The organism is Arthrobacter tecti (assembly GCF_054511355.1).
In genome coordinates this window covers 257,953-277,055 of the sequence record NZ_JBTNCT010000004.1, presented here as the reverse complement: position 1 = coordinate 277,055, position 19,103 = coordinate 257,953, and the positions used below count along the sequence as shown (strand labels likewise).

General features: G+C 64.4%; 13 protein-coding genes. 10 read left to right on the top strand and 3 right to left on the bottom strand.

From position 1 onward, the window contains the following. Positions 1 to 33: 33 nt before the first annotated feature. From glmU to sufU, 8 genes are all read left to right on the top strand, one after another. The gene (glmU, locus tag ACX80C_RS07620) at positions 34 to 1,524 is read left to right on the top strand and encodes a bifunctional UDP-N-acetylglucosamine diphosphorylase/glucosamine-1-phosphate N-acetyltransferase GlmU (protein ID WP_459325823.1); all 1,491 of its coding nucleotides are present in this window, start codon (positions 34 to 36) and stop codon (positions 1,522 to 1,524) included. Continuing rightward, positions 1,521 to 2,501, top strand: a complete 981-nt coding sequence (locus ACX80C_RS07615; protein ID WP_459325822.1) for a ribose-phosphate diphosphokinase — start codon at positions 1,521 to 1,523, stop codon at positions 2,499 to 2,501. Before glmU ends, ACX80C_RS07615 begins: the two co-directional genes overlap by 4 nt. A 273-nt stretch (positions 2,502 to 2,774) precedes the next feature. Further along, positions 2,775 to 3,419: a 50S ribosomal protein L25/general stress protein Ctc gene (locus ACX80C_RS07610; RefSeq protein ID WP_459325820.1), complete on the top strand. Its 645-nt coding sequence runs from the start codon at positions 2,775 to 2,777 to the stop codon at positions 3,417 to 3,419. 12 nt (positions 3,420 to 3,431) lie between these two features. Then, positions 3,432 to 4,019 (top strand): aminoacyl-tRNA hydrolase, encoded by a 588-nt coding sequence (gene pth / locus ACX80C_RS07605; RefSeq protein ID WP_459325819.1) that lies wholly within the window; start codon positions 3,432 to 3,434, stop codon positions 4,017 to 4,019. Between the two features lie 402 nt (positions 4,020 to 4,421). Next, complete coding sequence (locus ACX80C_RS07600; protein WP_459325817.1) at positions 4,422 to 7,049, top strand: helix-turn-helix transcriptional regulator; 2,628 nt, start codon at positions 4,422 to 4,424, stop codon at positions 7,047 to 7,049. A gap of 7 nt (positions 7,050 to 7,056) precedes the next feature. Next, positions 7,057 to 9,750 (top strand): LuxR C-terminal-related transcriptional regulator, encoded by a 2,694-nt coding sequence (locus ACX80C_RS07595; RefSeq protein WP_459325815.1) that lies wholly within the window; start codon positions 7,057 to 7,059, stop codon positions 9,748 to 9,750. A 217-nt stretch (positions 9,751 to 9,967) separates the two neighbouring features. Continuing rightward, a complete protein-coding gene (locus tag ACX80C_RS07590; protein WP_459325813.1) occupies positions 9,968 to 11,269 on the top strand; it encodes an aminotransferase class V-fold PLP-dependent enzyme in 1,302 nt (433 codons plus the stop codon). Then, the gene (gene sufU / locus ACX80C_RS07585; protein ID WP_459325812.1) at positions 11,266 to 11,736 is read left to right on the top strand and encodes a Fe-S cluster assembly sulfur transfer protein SufU; all 471 of its coding nucleotides are present in this window, start codon (positions 11,266 to 11,268) and stop codon (positions 11,734 to 11,736) included. Before ACX80C_RS07590 ends, sufU begins: the two co-directional genes overlap by 4 nt. An 86-nt stretch (positions 11,737 to 11,822) precedes the next feature. Here sufU and nhaA read toward each other — a convergent pair whose 3' ends face one another. From nhaA to ACX80C_RS07570, 3 genes are all read right to left on the bottom strand, one after another. Then, a complete protein-coding gene (gene nhaA, locus ACX80C_RS07580; protein ID WP_459325810.1) occupies positions 11,823 to 13,178 on the bottom strand; it encodes a Na+/H+ antiporter NhaA in 1,356 nt (451 codons plus the stop codon). A 106-nt stretch (positions 13,179 to 13,284) separates the two neighbouring features. Beyond that, positions 13,285 to 13,506 (bottom strand): SCO4848 family membrane protein, encoded by a 222-nt coding sequence (locus tag ACX80C_RS07575; RefSeq protein ID WP_459325808.1) that lies wholly within the window; start codon positions 13,504 to 13,506, stop codon positions 13,285 to 13,287. Next, entirely contained in the window at positions 13,506 to 14,003 is a 498-nt protein-coding gene (locus ACX80C_RS07570; protein WP_459325807.1) for a DUF2505 domain-containing protein, read from the bottom strand. Before ACX80C_RS07570 ends, ACX80C_RS07575 begins: the two co-directional genes overlap by 1 nt. Positions 14,004 to 14,209: 206 nt before the next feature. On the opposite strand from ACX80C_RS07570, the gene mfd reads away from it, so the two are divergent. Both mfd and deoC read left to right on the top strand, forming a co-directional pair. Continuing rightward, on the top strand, positions 14,210 to 17,824 hold the full coding sequence (gene mfd / locus ACX80C_RS07565; RefSeq protein ID WP_459325805.1) for a transcription-repair coupling factor: 3,615 nt from the start codon (positions 14,210 to 14,212) through the stop codon (positions 17,822 to 17,824). A gap of 256 nt (positions 17,825 to 18,080) precedes the next feature. Continuing rightward, positions 18,081 to 19,097 (top strand): deoxyribose-phosphate aldolase, encoded by a 1,017-nt coding sequence (gene deoC / locus ACX80C_RS07560; protein ID WP_459325804.1) that lies wholly within the window; start codon positions 18,081 to 18,083, stop codon positions 19,095 to 19,097. Positions 19,098 to 19,103: the final 6 nt, after the last annotated feature.

Sequence of the window (19,103 nt, the reverse complement as noted above, 5' to 3'; positions counted from 1 at the left end):
GGCGTACAACTCAGGCAAGGAGCGGCCCTCTTCGTGAGCCACGAGAACGAGCCCGTGCAGGCGGTATCAGCGCCTGCAGCAGTGATAGTTCTGGCAGCCGGAGCCGGGACACGGATGAAATCCCGGACCCCGAAAATCCTCCACCGCATCGGCGGCGCATCCATGGTTGGGCACGCACTGGCGGCAGCCCGTGGCCTCGCGCCGCGGGAGCTCGCCGTAGTCGTCCGCCACGAGCGTGACAGTGTGGCTGCGCACATCCTGGAACTGGATGCGGGAGCGCTCATCGTGGACCAGGATGAGGTGCCCGGCACCGGACGTGCGGTGCAGGTTGCCCTCGAAGTCCTCGACGCCCGGCACAGGGTCGAAGGGACAGTCGTCGTCACCTACGGCGATGTGCCCCTGTTGGACACCGCCACGCTCCAGGATCTGGTGCGGGTCCATGAACACGGCGGCAACGCCGTCACCATCCTGACCGCCGTGCTTGAGGACGCCACAGGCTACGGGCGCATTGTCCGGGCGGAGGACGGCACGGTTACCGGAATTGTGGAGCACAAGGACGCCACCGAAGCGCAGCACGCCATCACCGAGATCAATTCGGGGATCTACGCATTCGACGCCGCCGTGCTTCGGGAGAGCCTCACGCGCGTCGATATCAACAACGCCCAGGGCGAGATGTACCTCACCGACGTGCCCGCCGTGGCCAGGGAGATCGGCGGCAGGGTTGCCGCTGTGATCTCCGCGGACCGCTGGCAGGTGGAGGGTGCCAATGACCGCATACAACTGGCCGCGCTGGGTGCCGAACTCAACCGGCGCACACTCCAGCGCTGGATGCGCGCAGGAGTGACAATCGTGGACCCGGCCAGCACCTGGATCGATGTCGGTGTCGAGCTGGAGGAGGACGTGACGCTCCTGCCCGGCACGCAGTTGCACGGCACCACTCAGGTAGCGCGCGACGCCGTCGTCGGGCCGGACTGCACCCTGACCGATGTCGTCATCGAAGAGGGCGCGAAGGTGGTGCGCACGCATGGCAGCGGCGCCCGGATCGGCGCGGGCGCCTCCGTGGGTCCGTTCACCTACCTCCGTCCGGGAACGGTTCTCGGGGAGAGCGGCAAGATCGGCGCCTTTTACGAGACCAAGAACGTCACGATCGGCCGGGGGTCGAAGCTCTCGCACCTCGGGTACGCCGGCGACGCCGAGATCGGTGAGAACACCAACATCGGGTGCGGCAACATCACAGCGAATTACGACGGCGTCAACAAACACCGCACCATCATCGGCAGTGAGGTACGCACCAGTTCCAACACGGTGTTCGTAGCACCGGTCACGGTAGGCGACGGCGCCTATACGGGCGCAGGTGCGGTTGTCCGGAAAGACGTACCACCCGGAGCCCTCGCCATCAGCGTGGCACCGCAGCGGAACACTGAAGACTGGGTGCAACAGAAGAGGCAGGGCACTGCCGCCGCCGAGGCAGCCACACGCGCACACACCACCGACACATCCACGGAAGAGAGCAACCGTTCATGAGCGAGATCACCGCACGCGGCGAGAAGAAGCTGGTCCTCGCCACGGGAAGGGCGCACCCGGAGCTGGCTGAGGAAATAGCGGCGGTGCTGGAGACCGAGCTCCTGCCTGTGTCCGCCTATGACTTCGCTAACGGAGAGATCTACGTCCGTTCGGGTGAAAGCGTCCGGGGAACCGACGTCTTCGTCATCCAGGCCCACCCGGCACCGCTGAACAACTGGCTCATGGAACAGCTGATCATGGTCGATTCGCTCAAGCGTGCGTCCGCCAAGCGCATCACCGTCGTATCGCCGTTCTACCCCTACGCGCGCCAGGACAAGAAGGGCCGTGGGCGTGAGCCCATTTCTGCCCGCCTCGTTGCTGACCTCTATCGCACGGCCGGCGCCGACCGCCTGATGTCGGTTGACCTCCACACGGCGCAGATCCAAGGATTCTTTGACGGACCGGTGGACCACCTCATGGCCATCCCGCTGCTGGCGGACTACATCCGGACCCGCGTGGACGCAGAGAACATCACGGTTGTCTCCCCGGATACCGGCCGCGTGCGGGTGGCCGAACAGTGGGCGGAGCGGCTCGGCGGTGCGCCGCTGGCTTTCGTGCACAAGAGCCGGGACCTCACTGTGCCGAACCAGGCTGTCTCGAAGACCGTGGTCGGCCAGATCGAAGGGCGCACCTGCGTCCTGATCGATGACATGATCGACACCGGCGGAACAATTTCGGGCGCCGTGAACGTGCTGAAGAACGCGGGTGCCAGGGACGTCATCATCGCCGCAACGCACGCAGTGTTCTCCGATCCCGCTGCCCGCCGCCTGGCGGAGTCGGGCGCAAGGGAAGTGGTGGTAACCAACACACTGCCCATCGGCCCGGAAAAGCGCTTCCCCCAACTGACCGTCCTCTCGATCGCGCCGCTGATTGCCCGCGCTATCCGAGAGGTGTTCGACGACGGCTCAGTCACCAGTCTCTTCGACGGCCACTCCTGAGCGGGTCCAGCGACGGTCTCCGCCCGCCCGGCCAACAAAGTGATTCAAGGTTGCGCGCAGGGTTGCTGTAACATTGACTTCCGATGCCTAGGCGAGGGAGCAGCCTGGAGTATGTCCTTACGTGGACTACAGCTTGCTCCGTGATCGACGGTGGCTGGCCGCTTTCCCTGAGTTCGCGTCTGTGAAGACGTTACCGGGTGGATGGTGCCGGACCCGTTGCTTTTTCCTCGGTACGTCCGCAAGACCACCCATTCCAGAACCTCAGGAGACATCATGTCCGAGCAGAAACTCCCCGCGGAATTGCGCACCGATTTCGGCAAGGGCGCTGCACGCCAGGCCCGCCGCGCAAACAAGATCCCCGCAGTCATCTACGGCCACGGCGCTGATCCCATCCACGTACTGCTCCCGGCTAAGGCCACCACCCTGGCAGTCCGCCACTCCAATGCGCTCCTCAGCATTGACGTAGACGGCGAATCGCACCTCGCCCTCGCCAAGGACATCCAGCGCAACCCCATCAAGCAGATCGTCGAGCACATTGACCTGCTGACCGTCCGCAGCGGCGAAAAGGTCCAGGTGGAGGTCAACATCCACGTCGAGGGCGAGCCGAAGCCGGGCGTCGTCACCAACCTTGAGCAGACCACCGTTACGGTCGAGGCTGACGCCACCCACCTGCCCGAGTCCCTGACCGTCAACCTCGACGGCCACGGTGTAGGCGACCACGTGTACGCCTCGGACATCCGCCTGCCCAAGGGCACCACCCTGCTCACCGATGGAGAGACGTTGATCATCAACGTATCCTCACCGGTTGTTGAAGACCTCGGCGAAACCGCAACCGAGACCGGCGTTGACTCTGACGGCGGCGATGCCACCGCTGAGGAAGCTACCGGTGACGTGGTTCCGGCCACCGAAGAGTCCTAAGCACCCATCTCTTTGTCTGATAACACCTGGCTTGTAGCCGGGCTCGGTAACCCCGGGCCCGGCTACAGCGGTAACCGGCACAATGTGGGCCAGATGGTCCTCGATGTGCTGGGCGGCAGACTGGGGGGTAGATTCGGCACGTCCAAGGCACGCGCCGTCGTGCTCGAAGGCCGCCTCGGCATAGGCGGGCCGCGCCTGGTCCTCGCCAAGCCGCTCACGTACATGAACCTGACCGGCGGGCCTGTGTCGGCTCTCTCCCGCTTCTATGGAATAGTCCCGGCGAACATCATTGCGGTGCACGACGAGATTGATATCCCCTTCAGCACGATCAAAATCAAGATCGGCGGCGGGGAAGGCGGGCACAACGGCCTGCGGGACATCTCCACGGCGCTGGGCACCAAGGACTATGTCCGGATCCGGGTTGGCGTCGGTCGTCCGCCCGGCAGGCAGGAAGCGGCTGATTATGTGCTTCGCGACTTCAGCAGCACGGAGAAGAAGGAGCTTCCGATCCTGCTCGAGGAGGCTGCCGACGCCGTTGAAAGCCTCGTGCGGGACGGTCTGCTTACGGCCCAGCAGAAGTTTCACTCCGCGGGCAAATAGCGATAAACTAAGTGGAGCGGTTCACAACCGGTAATACCGGATGGAATCGCTCGGCCTGATGGCCCCAAAAGCGGGGGCCGACGTTGGGCGGCCTCTGAGACTGGGCCACCCCCATCCCAACGTCGGTCCCTTTTTTGTGCTTCCCCACCGGCGGAAGGCCTGGGCCGCCGCTGCCTTCCAGGAAGGCCGGACAGCTGCCCGCCGCCGTCGTTGTTCACGACGTCCTGAAAGTGGGTGCGCTATAACACATTCCGGCGTAGTCTTAGGGCCTAGCGCAAGACGTGTTGGGGCGGACTCGATGAGAAATTGTGTTATGTCCAGTGTCGACAAGGATCTGTCGGCTCTGTGGGCTACTACCGTTGCGCCACCAGGTGAGGACGGGCAAGTTGCCGGTACGAAGCGATGTTGAACGTCCATGGGGAATGGCCCCTGGTCGGACGTGACGGCGAGCTGAAGGACGTACGCGACGCACTGCTTGACGTCGGCTGCAACGGCGTGATCATAAGCGGCCAGTCGGGAGTCGGTAAGACTGTGCTCGCCCAGCGCACCGCGCGGGGCCTGGATGACTCCTTCGAACTGGTCTACGTCCGGGGTTCGGCACTGGCTGCGAAAATGCCCTATGGGGCGCTCAGCTTTGTCTTGAGCGATCTCGACGATGCGATCGTTGACAACCCGCTCATGCTCCTGCGCGGCCTGCAGGAACTATATGAGCGCAGGGAAGACGGACGCCAGACATTGATCCTCGCCGACAACCTGGAGGATCTGGACCCGTCCTCGTCCATGGCGATCAGCCACCTGGTGCGGGTCGGCGCAGTGAAACTGATCGCAATCTGCCAGAGCATCGACGCCTCACCGGAGGAGTTCTGCGATCTCTGGAAAGACGGCGCCCTGCGCCGCGTGGACGTCGGCCCCCTGGGACTGGCCTCGACCACAAGGCTCCTGTCCGCGGCGCTCGATGCGCCGGTTTCGCGGTCCGTCGCTGCCAGCATGTGGCACACGACAGGCGGCAATCCGCTGTTCCTACAGGCGTTGACCCGCGAACAGGTGGACTCCGGCGAAATGCTCGAACGTGACGGCGTCTGGGTAACGAAGCCCAGCGCGGCGCCGAAAACCCGGCGCTCGGTGTCCGACTGGATCATGGTCCGTCTCCGCCGGCTCTCCCCGGAGGAGCGGGAGGTGCTGGAGCTTGTTTCGGTGGTGAGCGTGATACCGCACGAACTGCTCCTGCGCTTCGTGTCTTCCGGGCCGGTAGATGCACTCCAGCAGAAGAAGATCCTGCAGCTGGAACACGGTGATCTGCCGCTCGTGCGGGTGGCCAACGGACTGGTCAGCGAGGTGGTCCGGGCGCAGGTTCCGCTCGGCCGCGGCAGGGAACTGCTGCATGCATTGGCAGCAGAATCCCGCCACTGGGACATGCCTGCGCTGGCTCGGATGACCTACGCCTCCTGGTGCCTTGATTGCGGTGCAGACATCGACGATGAAAGCCTCATCGACGCGGCGGGTCTAGCGAACAGGCACTTCGAAGGGACACTGGCGCTGCGCTTTGTACACGCCGTCCCGGGACACGCATCGATGGCACGGGCGGTCATCGAGAAAGCGCGCGCGCTGGGTATCGACGGCGACATCGCAGGCGGCCTGCGAACCCTCGAGCAGTTCCTCGGAAGCGGTGCGGCCCATTCGGTGGAGGAATGGATCGATGTCCGTTCACTGCAGTGCCGTCTCCTGGTCCGCAGTCCCGTGCGGTACCTCGAAGCTGAGCCCACCTTCGAGGATATCCGGCTCCGGCTCAGTATCGAAGCAGCAGCAGCGGCAGACATGGCGGACGCGGTTCAGAAGGTCGATGTGCTCGCAGCCGAGCTCGCGGTGTACAACGGACGCTACGCCGAGATCATTGAGGAACACACCGACCTGCACGACTTCCACGCAGACCAGCACGATTCCGAATTGCTCGGTTGGCTGGCGGAGGCGCTTGCAATGACCGGTCGACAGGATGATGCGCTTCGCCTTGCATCCTCCGTCCTGTCACGGTTGTTGGATACCACCAAGGATCCGCTGCTGCATGAGCAGGCGATGGCAAGGGTCTTCAAACTACTGGTGCTCTCGGGACGCTGGCAGGAGTGCCTCGGCATGCTCACCTCCCAGGATCAGCCTGTCAAGGACTCCGCCTATGACGGGTCCGCTTCCGAATTTGCTGAAGGGTGCCTGCTCGCATACTCCGGGAGGGGAACTGAAGCCCTCGACAAACTCCTTCCCGCACTCAGCCAGCTTCGCACGCGCGATCGCCATCAGATCCTGCCGCTCGCGGAAGCAGCCACAGCCTACGCGTATGCGCTGGTGGGCGAGGTTCGGGCCACCCAGGAGCACCTGCTCCGAGCCCGCCATCAACCCGAACGGCTCCCATGGCACGCCGCCCGCGCTGTCGATTACTTCTCTGCCCTCGCTTCCACGGCAACAGATTCGCCGGTCGAGGTAGCCCAACGCATGCTCAAGCTCGCAGACGAGGACCGTGCCATCGGCAACCATGGGCACGAACTGATGTTCCTGTGCCAGAGCATGCAGCTCGGTCTCGAGGATGTGGCCGACCGCGTAGTGTCCTCTGCGCTCGCCGTTCAGGGCCCGTTTGCCGAGGTCTGCGCGCTTTACGGCAAGGGCATTGCGTCCAAAGACGTTCACCAATTGCTCCAGGCAGCGCAGAAGGCGTCCGAGATCGGAAATTACCGCCTCGGTTCCGATGCCGCCCGGTTGGCGGCGCGGCTCGCCGAGGAGCAGGGCGACCACGTCACGGTCACGGAAGCGGAGAAGGTACTGCGCAACGTCGGTGCTCCTGGTGTGGCCGGACGTAGGCGAGCGCTCGACTCATTGACGGAACGTGAACGCAGTATTGCGGTGCTGGTGGCACAGGGACGCAGCAATCGTGATATAGCTCAGGTCATGTGTGTTTCAGTGCGGACTATCGAGGGTCACGTTTACCGGCTCTATTCAAAGCTTGGGGTGTCATCGCGCAGCCAGCTGGCTCTGCTGTTGGAGTAGCGGGTCAATGGCTGAGTATTCTGATGGTGGGCAGGATCTGGTTGGCCGTAGCGATCTGATCGAAGAAGTAACAGCGGCGATCTCCGGTACGCAGTATCTTGGCGCAATTTTGGTGGGCGATGCCGGCGTGGGAAAGACGGCTCTTGCACACTCGGTGGCACGGCAGCTGGACGGCAACGCGGCTGTCCTGCCTATCTCGGCCAGCCCGTCACTGCGCAAGGTTCCCTTCGGCGCCCTCTCGCCGTATCTGCGGACCCTGTCGATCAACGACGTCGGGTCCTCCGTCGCCGTGTACCGCAGTATCATGGCGCATCTGGAGACGAGCACCAACGGCGATGAGTTGACGCCGCTATTCCTCGTCGATGATTCGCATGAGCTGGACGACAGCACCAGCGTCCTGCTCTCCCAACTGGTGACCGGACGGCGTGCGCGGATCCTTGCACTTTCCCGGACCACCCCCGGTCCCATGTCGGAACTCGGATCGCTCTGGCAGGACGGCCTGCTGAACCGGTACGAGGTACAGCCTTTGACGGCTGACGAAGTCCACGAGCTGTGCGAACGGGAACTGGGCGGTGACGTGCTCGCAAGCGTCAGCAGCACGCTTGGCGCCACATCCGGAGGTAATCCGATGTTCCTCCTGGCGCTGTTGCGCCAGGGCAAACGCTCAGGCTATCTCGGGGTGCGCAATAAGGTCTGGCGTCTGGTCGGTCACGCGCCGCCGCTTGATCTCAGCCTCGTTGACCTCATCAAGAGCCGGTTTCGGCGCCGCTCGTCCGAGGAGATCGCGGTCCTTGAGACCCTTTCCCTTGCCGAACCCATGCCCTTCGACGCACTTGTGCAATGCACCGACCGGCAGGCAGTGGCCACCCTGCACGAGGATGGGTTGATCACCGTTTCCCGTGGACGTGAACGGGTTGCGAGCCTCAGCCATCCGCTCTATGGAGAGGTCATCCGTCACGATGTGCCCGCTGGGCGCAGCCTCGCGATCCGAAGACAGGTGCTGAACCTGCTGGACAAACAGTCGAGTTCAGCGGACGGCTTCCTGCGTTTCGTGGGTTGGGGCCTGGACTGTGGACTGCCGCCGGATGACAAGACACTGTTGCGCGCCGCCGTCGTCGCCAACCGTCTCTATGACGCCGATTTCGCCCTTCGCGCCGCCCGGGCAGTCCACACTCCCGACCTCCGCGGAAGCGCGTTGGTCGAAATCGCAAGAGCGCAGATGATGCGTGGGAACCTGCCGTATGCCCGCGAAATCGTCGATGAAGTGCTCGAACAGTGCACCAGTTTCCTTCTCGCCAAGGACGCTTCACTGTTGTCCGTCGCGCTGCATGTCCGTGGCAGCAACCCTGCCGAAGCCATCCGCACCGACGCGGCCCGCTGGCAGCGAATCGTGGAGCAGATCGCTGCTGGTTCCCCGGACATCCCCGAGATGCTGATCGGCGCCGCCGTGTCCAGGAACGGCTACCGGATCCTGGAAGGGTTCGCACTGAATTACGAGGGCAGGTTCGCAGAGGCAGAAACGCTGCTTCGGGGCATTCTCTCGGATCAATACTGTACCGATGAGGTTCGGCTTGCCGGCCTGACACTGCTGGGGGAGGCGCTGGGCTCAACCGGCAGGGGGATCGAAGGAGCAAGCGCCACCACCGAAGCGCTGCAGATCATTGCATCCCACGGCCACCAGTTCGTTGCCCACTGGGAATTCGTTGTCACCCGGCACTTCCTCTCACTGGCTCATGCCGGGTGCTGGGATGACATCGAAGAACTTCTGGAGCGTTTCGTCCGGTCCAAACCCGGTGGTCCGTCCCCGTTCAGTGGAATGAACGAGATCGCCCAGGGCCTGATCTCGCTGCGGAAGGGCCTGATGCGCACGGCCCGCACAAGCCTGATCCTCGCGGTTGAAGGTTTGCGGGAGTCGGACCCGAACCAAATGATGCCGGTGGCGCTTGGTCTTGCAGCCTTCGCCTGCGCAATGGTCGGCGACACCACACGTGCCCGGACGTACGCGGCGGACTTCGCGGCCGGCGAGGGCAACGGCACCAAGCAGGCACGGCTCATCGGAAAGATTCATGTAATCGCAGCGAATGCCCTGTTTCAGGGGGCCGCCAAGAGCATCGAGGAGCTGCGGGTCGTCGCGGCGCGGGCCGAGGGTGACGGAATGGACGTACTGGCTGCGCTCACGCTGGAGCTGTCCGCACGTCTGGGTGACGAACGGTGCTTCGACCAACTCGCGCGTCTCACCGCGAACTTCGAAGGCCCTGAGGGTGCGGTCATTTCCGCCATGGCGAAGTCCGCTGCCCTCCGCGACCCGGGCGGCCTGGTGGAGGCAGCAAGGCTGGCTCAGTCCGCGGGCTACCTCCTCATCGCCGCCGAATGCCTCGGCAAGGCAGTGAAGTTCCTGTCGCAGCGCGGGGAGGAACACCGGTCCCGTTCCATCCAGCAGCAGCTCAACCAGATTGTCGCCCAGCTTGAGGGCCTGCAGAGCCCGCAGTTCAGTCAGGTACATTCCACTTCGAAACTCACGCAACGGGAGCAGGACATCGCGCGGCTTGCCGCGAACGGCTACACCAACCGTGACATCGCCCTTGAACAGGGCGTCTCGGTGCGCACCGTGGAGGGGCATCTCTACCGCATCTTCGCCAAGCTTGGTATCACCAGGCGGGAAGAACTGCCCAGCGGCGGCGAGACAACGAGTACCGGCTGAGTACACAGCGGGCGGTCAAGGCCCGAAAATCGGGTACCGGGTACTCGTGTCCGAGGCCGTGTACCCTCCTAGAGTTGTCAGTGGAGCCGGCGACGTCGAAGCCTTTGAGACCAAGGCTCGTCCCCAGCCGTCGTCGGCTCCTTCATGGCGAACGGGCACCGCCCGGCAGTGGCTTCGGTAGAGTGAGTAGCGCCCATTCGTGCATTGAGGGAGTGCCATGCCCAACGCGTCAGCCCCGTCGTCTCCGCTGTCGGAGGATGAAGTGCTTCGCATCCGGAACGACTTCCCCCTGCTTGCCACCGAGCTGAACGGCCACCCGCTGGTCTATCTGGATTCCGGTGCCACCTCGCAGAACCCGGTGAGTGTGATGGAAGCGGAGCAGGAGTATTACGAGCAGCGAAACGCAGCCGTGCATCGCGGAGCGCACGCGCTTGCGGTGGCGGCCACCGAATCCTACGAGGGCGCCCGGTCCACCGTCGCCTCGTTCATCGGCGCAAACCCCGAAGAGGTTGTCTTCACCTCCAACGCCACGGAGGCGCTCAACCTCGTTGCGTACTCACTGTCCAACGCGTCGCTTGGGCGCGGCGGTGACGCGGCGCGCCCCTACGCGCTTGGACCGGGAGACTCGATCGTGGTCACCGAGTTGGAGCACCACGCGAACCTGGTGCCCTGGCAGGAGCTGGCCGAGCGTACGGGAGCCGACATTCGATACATACCCACCGACGACGACGGCGGCCTCCTCCTCGAGCGGGCAACCGCCGTCGTCGACGGCTCGACGAAGGTGCTTGCCTTCACCCACGTTTCCAACGTGTTGGGCACCCTCACTCCCGTGGCTGAGCTGGTTGGTCTTGCGCGGGCGGTGGGCGCGCTGACCGTCCTCGACGCCTGCCAGTCCGTACCGCACCTCCCGGTCGACGTGGATGCACTCGATGTAGACTTCATGGTCTTCTCCGGGCACAAGATGCTGGGCCCCACAGGAATCGGTGTCCTGTACGGACGTTCGGACCACCTGTCCGCCCTACCTCCCTTCCTCACGGGAGGATCAATGATCACAACCGTCACCATGGAACAGTCTGACTACCTGCCGCCGCCCGCGCGCTTCGAAGCCGGGACGCAGCGCATCTCGCAGGCAATCGCCCTGGAATCCGCGGTCAACTATCTCGCTGAGACGGGGATGGGGCGCATTGCGGAGCGGGGATCCGTGTTGGGGGAGAGACTGGTCGAGGGATTGGAGGCGATCGACGGTGTCCGCGTGCTGGGACCGGGTGCCGGTCGTGAGCGCATCGGCCTTGCGGCGTTCGACGTCGACGGCGTGCACGCTCACGACGTCGGCCAGTTCCTGGATTCACGGGGCATAGCTGCGAGGGTAGGCCACCACTGCGCGCAGCCGCTTCACCGCAGGCTTGGGCTGACCGCTTCCACCCGGGCAAGCACGTACCTCTACACCACTACCGAGGAGATCGATGCGTTCCTCGCCGCCGTGGCCGAGGTGCGTTCATACTTCGGGGTAGTGCGGTGAACGGCAGCCTCGAATCGCTGTACCAGCAGATTATCCTGGACCACGCCCGACGCCGTGTGGGGCAGGGCCTTGGCGAGCACAGGACTCCGGACGACGACGGCAGCGACGTCGCGACAGCCCAGTCACACCAGCTCAACCCGGTGTGCGGCGACGAGTTGACGTTACGGGTCTGGATCTCGGGCTCGCGTGTGCAGTCTGTGGCGTGGGACGGAGCCGGCTGCGCCATCTCGATGGCATCGGCGTCCGTGCTCACCGAACTCGTCACCGGGTGCACGCGCGACGAGGTGATGGATCAGCTCGACAGGTTCAGGGAGTTGATGCGCTCCCGCGGCGCAGCACCGGTTGACGAAGAACTGCTTGGCGATGCAGCGGCTTTCGCCGGGGTATCCCGGTTCCCGGCGCGCGTGAAGTGCGCGATGCTCGCCTGGGTGGCGCTGGAGGAAGCGGTACTCGCGGCCAACCGCTGATTGCCGGTTGGCCAGAATCGAGTCAGCAGAAATAACTGGAAATCCGCGGGAAGGTAGCGATTCCTACTGACTCGATTCGCGAGCCCCTAGCGGCGGGGAGGATTGTCTTCGAAGAGATCTGGGACGCCGTCGTCGTCGGCGTCTACCTTCTCCGCCTCCACTACTGTCCGGTAGTGCTTGTTGCGGGAGCGCAGAATTACTGCGGCGATCAGTGCGGCGATAAGGGAGGCTCCGAGGATCGCGACCTTGGCATTCTCCGTGTGCTCCGATCCTTCGCCGAAACTCAGCTCGTTGACCAAAAGAGAGACGGTGAACCCGACTCCCGCGAGCACGCCTACTCCCAGAAGGTCGATCCATTTCAGGTCCGGGTCAAGCGTTGCCCTGCTGGTTTTGGTGACGGCCCAGGTGGTCAGCAGAATGCCGATCGGTTTTCCGAGGACGAGGCCCAGCACGATGCCGATGGTGACAGGGTCGCCGAAGGCTGCGACCAGGCCGTCGAGCCCGCCGATGGTCACGCCGGCCGAGAAGAACGCGAAAATCGGAACCGCGATTCCGGCGGACAGCGGACGAAACCGGTGCTCGAAAGTCTCGGCAAGGCCCGGCTTGTTGGCCGTTGGCTGCACAGGCTTTCCACCCTTGCCTTTGCGCAGCACCGGAATCATGAAGCCGAGCAGCACGCCGGCAACTGTCGCGTGAACACCCGATGCATGCATCAGGGCCCACGTGATGAAGCCGATCGGAAGCAGGATGATCCACGCGGCCGGAGTTTTCTTCCCGAAGAACTTCGGGTTCTTCTGTGCAAGGAACGCGAAAAGCGCCAGCGGAATCAGCGTCAACAGCAGGAAAGTGAAGTCGACATCTGCCGTATAGACGAACGCGATGATGGCGATCGCAATCAGGTCATCCACCACGGCAAGCGTCAGCAGGAAGATGCGCAAAGCGCTGGGCAGGTGGGAGCTGATCACAGCGAGGACCGCCACCGCAAATGCGATGTCCGTCGCGGTGGGAATAGCCCAACCGCGCAGGGTTTCCGGGGAGCTTAGGTTCACCAGAACATAGATCAGTGCCGGGACAACTACGCCGCCCACGGCTGCTGCCACCGGAACGATCGCCCTGGCCGGACTGCGCAGATCACCGGCCACGAATTCGCGTTTGAGCTCGAGGCCCACCAAGAAGAAGAAGATCGCCAGCAGTCCGTCCGAGGCCCAGTGGCCAACGGAAAGCTTCAGGTGCCAGGGCTCATACCCGAATTCGAAGTCACGAAGAGCGAAGTAGCCGTCCGAGAGAGGTGAGTTCGCCCAGATAAGCGCAAGCACTGCGGCGATGATCAGCAGGATCCCGCCAACGGTTTCCTTACGAAGGATCTCGCTGATTCGCTGGTACTCCAGCCAGCTGGACCGGCTGAATGCGCGCCTGGGCGCAGAGCGATGTTCGTTTGACACGTGTGGCTCCTTCAGAAGACAGGACAGAACTCTGCCGACCAGACTTCCCGGCGCACCAATTTCTGCAACCCTAGCAGGATGGCGCAGATCGCGCGGAAGTCTTAGCTCATGCGGCGAGCGTCCGGATGCCGATCACGAGGGTCGCGGCCCCGAGGATCATGGACGTGGTGATCAGCATGAAGTGCACCTTCAGGAACCGCGTGGGCGCACCGTGCTCATTCCGCGAGCGGGGGTCCTTCAGAATGCGGCGAAGGAACGGCGGCCACACGATCAGGGTCCAGAGACCGGAAACCACCAGGATGATCGAGAGCGCAAGGGGCAGTTCCATCAGCGGTTCTCCAGCCAGCTCTTGGCCTGGCTGGCCTGGATGTTCAGTGCCTTGCCGATCATCGGTTCTGCGGCGTCGGCGATCTTGCTACCCATGAACGGGATGGATGAGCTGACGTTGCCTGCTACGTCAACCCGGGTGGACGTGCCCTCGGCGACGAGCCGCTGAACGGCGTCGACGTTGACGGGGACACCCGAAACGCTCATGGCGACCTTCGCCTCACGGGTTCCGTCCGCCGCCGGGGCGGCCCAGTGCTCGGTCTGGGTGACGGTGAGGGTTTCGCCGACAAACTTGCGGGCCATCTCGGGCAGCCGGGTGGTCGGAAGGGTGCGCACCGCGGTGAGGGTGAATGCGCCGGCGGTGTCGCCGTCGACCGTCAGGGACAACAGGTCACCGCCCACATGCTCGCTGGTGTGCTTGAGGAAAGCCTCGTCGGTGAAGACGTCGGTCACGGTTGCGACGTCGTAGGGCAGGGTGGTTGAGGCGCTGAGTGCCACGGATCCTCCGGATTATAGGGGTGTGTAGGATTTTGCGTCCCGTACATCCTATGTGAGCTTCCTTCAGCGGTTGCCCGCCGTGCCCCGCAGCCCGTCAAACGCGGGTAGTCTTGATGGTGCTCCCCGGGATTCTTCGTGAATTTCGGGCATTTGTGTTGTCTTTTTGCTGCTTCCACGGCTTCTACGTTGCTTCGCGAAGGATTGTCATGGCCCCCAATGGACCCACGCTCGACGGATTGCGCTCCGCTCTGCAGGAGGACGCGTCCTTCGTGCGGGTGCGTTCCAACGCTTCGAGGGCGCTCGCGGACCGCAGCACCGATCTGCAGATCGGTGCCCCCGCCGGACTGCGTGCCGCGTTGATCGCCGAGATGGTGGACGGCCTTGAAACGAACAACGACGACGGCGCGCAGGCGCCGGTTGTCGTGGCCGTCACCGCCACGGGGCGGGAGTCCGAAGACCTCGCCGCCGCCCTGCGCTGCTACCTGCCGGACGGCTCGATCGAAGAGTTCCCGAGTTGGGAGACCCTGCCGCACGAGCGTCTTTCTCCCCGGTCCGACACCGTTGGACGGCGCCTCTCGGTGCTCAGGCGCCTGGCCCACCCTGGCGAAAACCCGGTGCGGGTCATCACCGCGCCCGTCCGCGCCGTCGTGCAGCCCCTCGTGGCAGGCCTCGGCGACCTTGAACCGGTGGCACTGAAGGTCGGAGAGGAGCGTGGGTTCGACGAGGTGGTCCGTGCTCTCGCGGACGCCGCGTACTCGCGTGTGGACATGGTGACCCACCGCGGCGAGTTCGCGGTGCGGGGCGGCATCATCGACGTCTTCCCGCCCACCGAGGACCACCCGGTCAGGGTCGAGTTCTTCGGCGATGAGGTGGATCAGATGCGGTGGTTCGCTGTCGCAGACCAGCGGTCACTGCCCACCGATGGGGATCGCGGCGCGCCGACTGAACTGTATGCGCCGCCCTGCCGTGAAATCCTCATCACGCCGTCGGTGATGTCGCGCGCATCGAAGCTCCGTCCGGATCTCCCGGCCGCAGCGGGGATGCTCGAGAAGATTGCCGGCGGCATTGCTGTGGAGGGTATGGAGTCGCTGGCCCCGGTGCTCGTGGATGCCATGGTGCCGTTCGTCGGTGAGTTGCCTGCGGGGTCGATCGCCGTCGTCGTTGAGCCGGAGAAGGTCCGCGCACGCGCCCACGACCTTGAGGCGACCAACGAGGAATTCCTCCAGGCGGCGTGGGCAACGGCGTCCGACGGCGGTGCGGCGCCCGTTGACCTCAGCGGCCAGTGGGGCGCGGACCTGGAGGCGGCAAGCTTCCGGTCGCTTGGCGACACCCGTACCGCAGCCCTGGCGAATGATGTTGCATGGTGGTCGATCACCTCCTTCGGGTCCGATGACCTGCTCACCGACGTTGACAGCTTCACCGTCGCCGCCCGCGAACCCCGCGGATACCAGGGCGACGTCGCCGAAATGATGGAGTTCCTCAGCGGCAGGGTCCGCGATCAGTGGCGCGTGGTCGTCGCAACCGAAGGCCCTGGGCCGGCGCAGCGCCTGGCGGAACTGTTCCACGATGCCGACATCCCGGCGTCGCGCATTGAATCCCTGGACTCGCCTCCTCAGGCGGGCATCATCGAGATCACGACGGCGTCCGCCGGCCGCGGCTTCGTGCTCGACGGGCTGAAGCTCGGGCTGCTGACCGAGGCCGACCTGCTGGGCAGGACAACCGCCTCCGGCACCCGTGACATGCGGAAGATGCCCTCGAAGCGGCGCAACGCCGTCGATCCGCTGCAGCTCCGCGAGGGCGACTTCGTGGTGCACGAGCAGCACGGTGTGGCACGCTTCGTCGAGCTGATCCAGCGCTCCACCGGCGCCGGACCCACCAAGACCGTGCGTGAATATCTCGTCCTTGAGTATGCGCCGTCCAAGCGCGGTGCACCGGGGGACCGGTTGTTCGTGCCGACGGATCAGCTTGATCAGGTCACGCGCTATGTCGGCGGTGATACGCCGGCGCTGAGCAAGATGGGCGGATCCGATTGGGCAAAGACCAAGAACCAGGCCCGCAAGGCGGTCAAGGAGATCGCCGGAGAGCTGATCCGGTTGTACTCGGCGCGGATGGCTTCGCGTGGCCACGCGTTCGCAGCCGATACCCCGTGGCAGCGGGAACTGGAAGAGGCATTCCCGTACATCGAGACGCCCGACCAGCTGACCACGATCAACGAGGTCAAGGCGGATATGGAACGGGAAGTACCCATGGATCGCCTGGTCTCCGGCGACGTGGGCTACGGCAAGACCGAGATCGCGGTCCGGGCGGCGTTCAAGGCTGTGCAGGACGGGAAGCAGGTGGCCGTGCTGGTGCCCACTACGCTCCTGGTTCAGCAACACTTCGAGACCTTCTCCGAGCGGTTCTCCGGATTCCCGGTGCGCATCCGTGCGCTGTCCCGGTTCCAGAGCTCCAAGGAGTCCAAGGAGACGGTGGAGGGGCTGAAGAACGGTTCGGTCGACGTGGTGATCGGCACGCACCGGCTGCTGTCCACCGAGGTGCAGTTCAAGGATCTCGGCCTCGTGATCGTTGACGAGGAGCAGCGGTTCGGCGTCGAGCACAAGGAAGCGCTGAAGAAGATGCGCACCAACGTGGACGTCCTCGCGATGAGTGCCACGCCGATTCCGCGAACACTGGAAATGTCGCTCACGGGTATCCGGGAGACCTCGACGCTTGCAACTCCGCCGGAGGAACGGCATCCGGTACTGACCTACGTCGGCCCCTACACCGACAAGCAGACGTCAGCGGCGATCAGGCGTGAGCTGATGCGCGAAGGCCAAGTGTTCTTCGTGCACAACCGGGTATCCTCGATCGACCGGACGGCGGCGCACCTGCAGCAGCTGGTCCCTGAAGCCCGCGTGGCTGTGGCCCACGGGCAGATGAGCGAATCACGGCTGGAACAGATCATCGTTGACTTCTGGGAGAAGAGGTTCGACGTCCTGGTGTGCACCACCATCATCGAGACGGGGCTCGATATCTCGAACGCGAACACGCTGATCGTGGACAGGGCGGACAATTACGGTCTCTCGCAGCTGCATCAGCTGCGCGGACGGGTGGGCCGTGGCCGTGAACGTGCCTACGCCTACTTCCTCTACCCCTCCGAAAAGCCGCTGGGCGAGGTGGCGCTGGAGCGCCTCAAGGCCGTTGCATCCCATAACGAGCTCGGGGCAGGCATGCAGCTTGCGCTCAAGGACCTCGAGATCCGCGGCGCCGGTAACCTGCTCGGCGGCGAACAGTCCGGCCATATTGCCGGCGTTGGGTTCGACCTCTACATCCGTCTGGTGGGCGAGGCAGTAGCCGACTACCGGGGTGAGGCCGAGGAGAAGGCAGCCGAGATGAAGATCGAGTTGCCCGTCAACGCGCACCTGCCGCACGATTACGTTCCGGGGGAGCGGCTGCGGCTTGAGGCGTACCGGAAACTGGCGTCCTCCGTGACCGATGAGGCGATCGATGAGGTGGTTGAGGAACTCAAGGACCGCTACGGTGACCTGCCGCCTGCGGTGGAGAACCTCGTTGCCGTGGCACGCTTCCGGGTCCGTGCGCGTTCGGTTGGGCTGACGGACGTGGCGCTCCAGGGTAACTTCATCAAGTTCGCGCCCGCGAACCTGCCGGAGTCCAAGGAGATGCGGCTGAAGCGGATGTACCCCGGCGCTTCGGTGAAACCGGCATTGAACGCCGCGCTCGTTCCGAAGCCGAAGACTTCCCCTGTCGGCGGGCGGGACCTTGCCGACGCGGCGATCCTCGAATGGGCTCAGAACGTCATCGACGCGGTGTTCGCGGCCTGAGTCTCCTTTGGAAGTTTCGTGCAGACATGGCGGCTTCGAGCCCGGGAAAGTCGCCAGAGGTGCACGAAAGTTCCCCGGATCGGCACCCCGCGCGGCCTTCGCCGTCGTCGTTACCCGGTGGTAAAGTCGTAGCGACTATGCGCCGTCCGACCACCTGTCCCGCCGCTATCGATACCCACGCCGTCACAGGCGAAAGAGGGTGCGGCCGGAACCGTTCTGCGCATGGTGTGAGTAGAAGTATGGAGAACATGTGACCATGGAAACCACGCGCGCCGGCACCACCATTGCACCGGCGTCGAGGGCCCTGGACGTGATCGGCGGAGATCTCACCGAACGCAGCCTGCGCCGCTACCTCGAAGGTATTCCGGGCGTCGACGCGGTGGGCCTTGAAGCCCGCGCGGCCGCCCTCGGAACCCGTTCGATCAAGACCACGTCGAAGGCCTGGGCGCTCGACACCATCATCGCGCTGACCGACCTCACCACGCTCGAGGGCGCTGATACTCCGGGCAAAGTTCGCTCGTTGGTCGCCAAAGCCATGGTGCCGGATCCGGACGACATGTCCACCCCGCGCGTTGCCGCCGTCTGCGTGTACGGCGACATGGTGCCGCACGCGGTGCAGGCCCTGGGAGCAGCGCACGACGACGGCGCCGCGGGCCGCATCAACGTCGCCGCGGTTGCCACAGCCTTCCCGAGCGGGCGGGCGTCCCGGTCCGTGAAGCTTTCGGATACGTCTGACGCCGTTGCCGCCGGAGCCGACGAAATCGACATGGTGATCGACCGCGGGGCATTCCTCGCAGGCCGCTACGGGCAGGTGTTCGATGAGATCGTTGGGGTCAAGGAAGCGTGCAAGCGCTCAGACGGCACCTATGCGCACCTGAAGGTCATTCTCGAAACCGGTGAGCTGAACACCTACGACAACGTGCGCCGTGCATCCTGGCTCTCCATCCTCGCCGGTGGGGACTTCATCAAGACCTCAACGGGAAAGGTCTCTCCGGCCGCCACGCTCCCGGTCACGCTGTCCATGCTCGAGGTGGTCCGCGACTGGCACCGTCTCACTGGAGAAAAGATCGGTGTGAAGCCCGCGGGAGGTATTCGGACCTCCAAGGACGCGATCAAATACCTCGTCACGGTCGCGGAAACGGTGGGGGAGGAGTGGCTGCAGCCGGACCTCTTCCGCTTCGGTGCCTCCAGCCTCCTGAACGACGTGCTGCTCCAGCGCCAGAAGCTCACCAGCGGCCGCTACTCCGGCCCGGCCTACGTCACGATCGACTGAAGGACC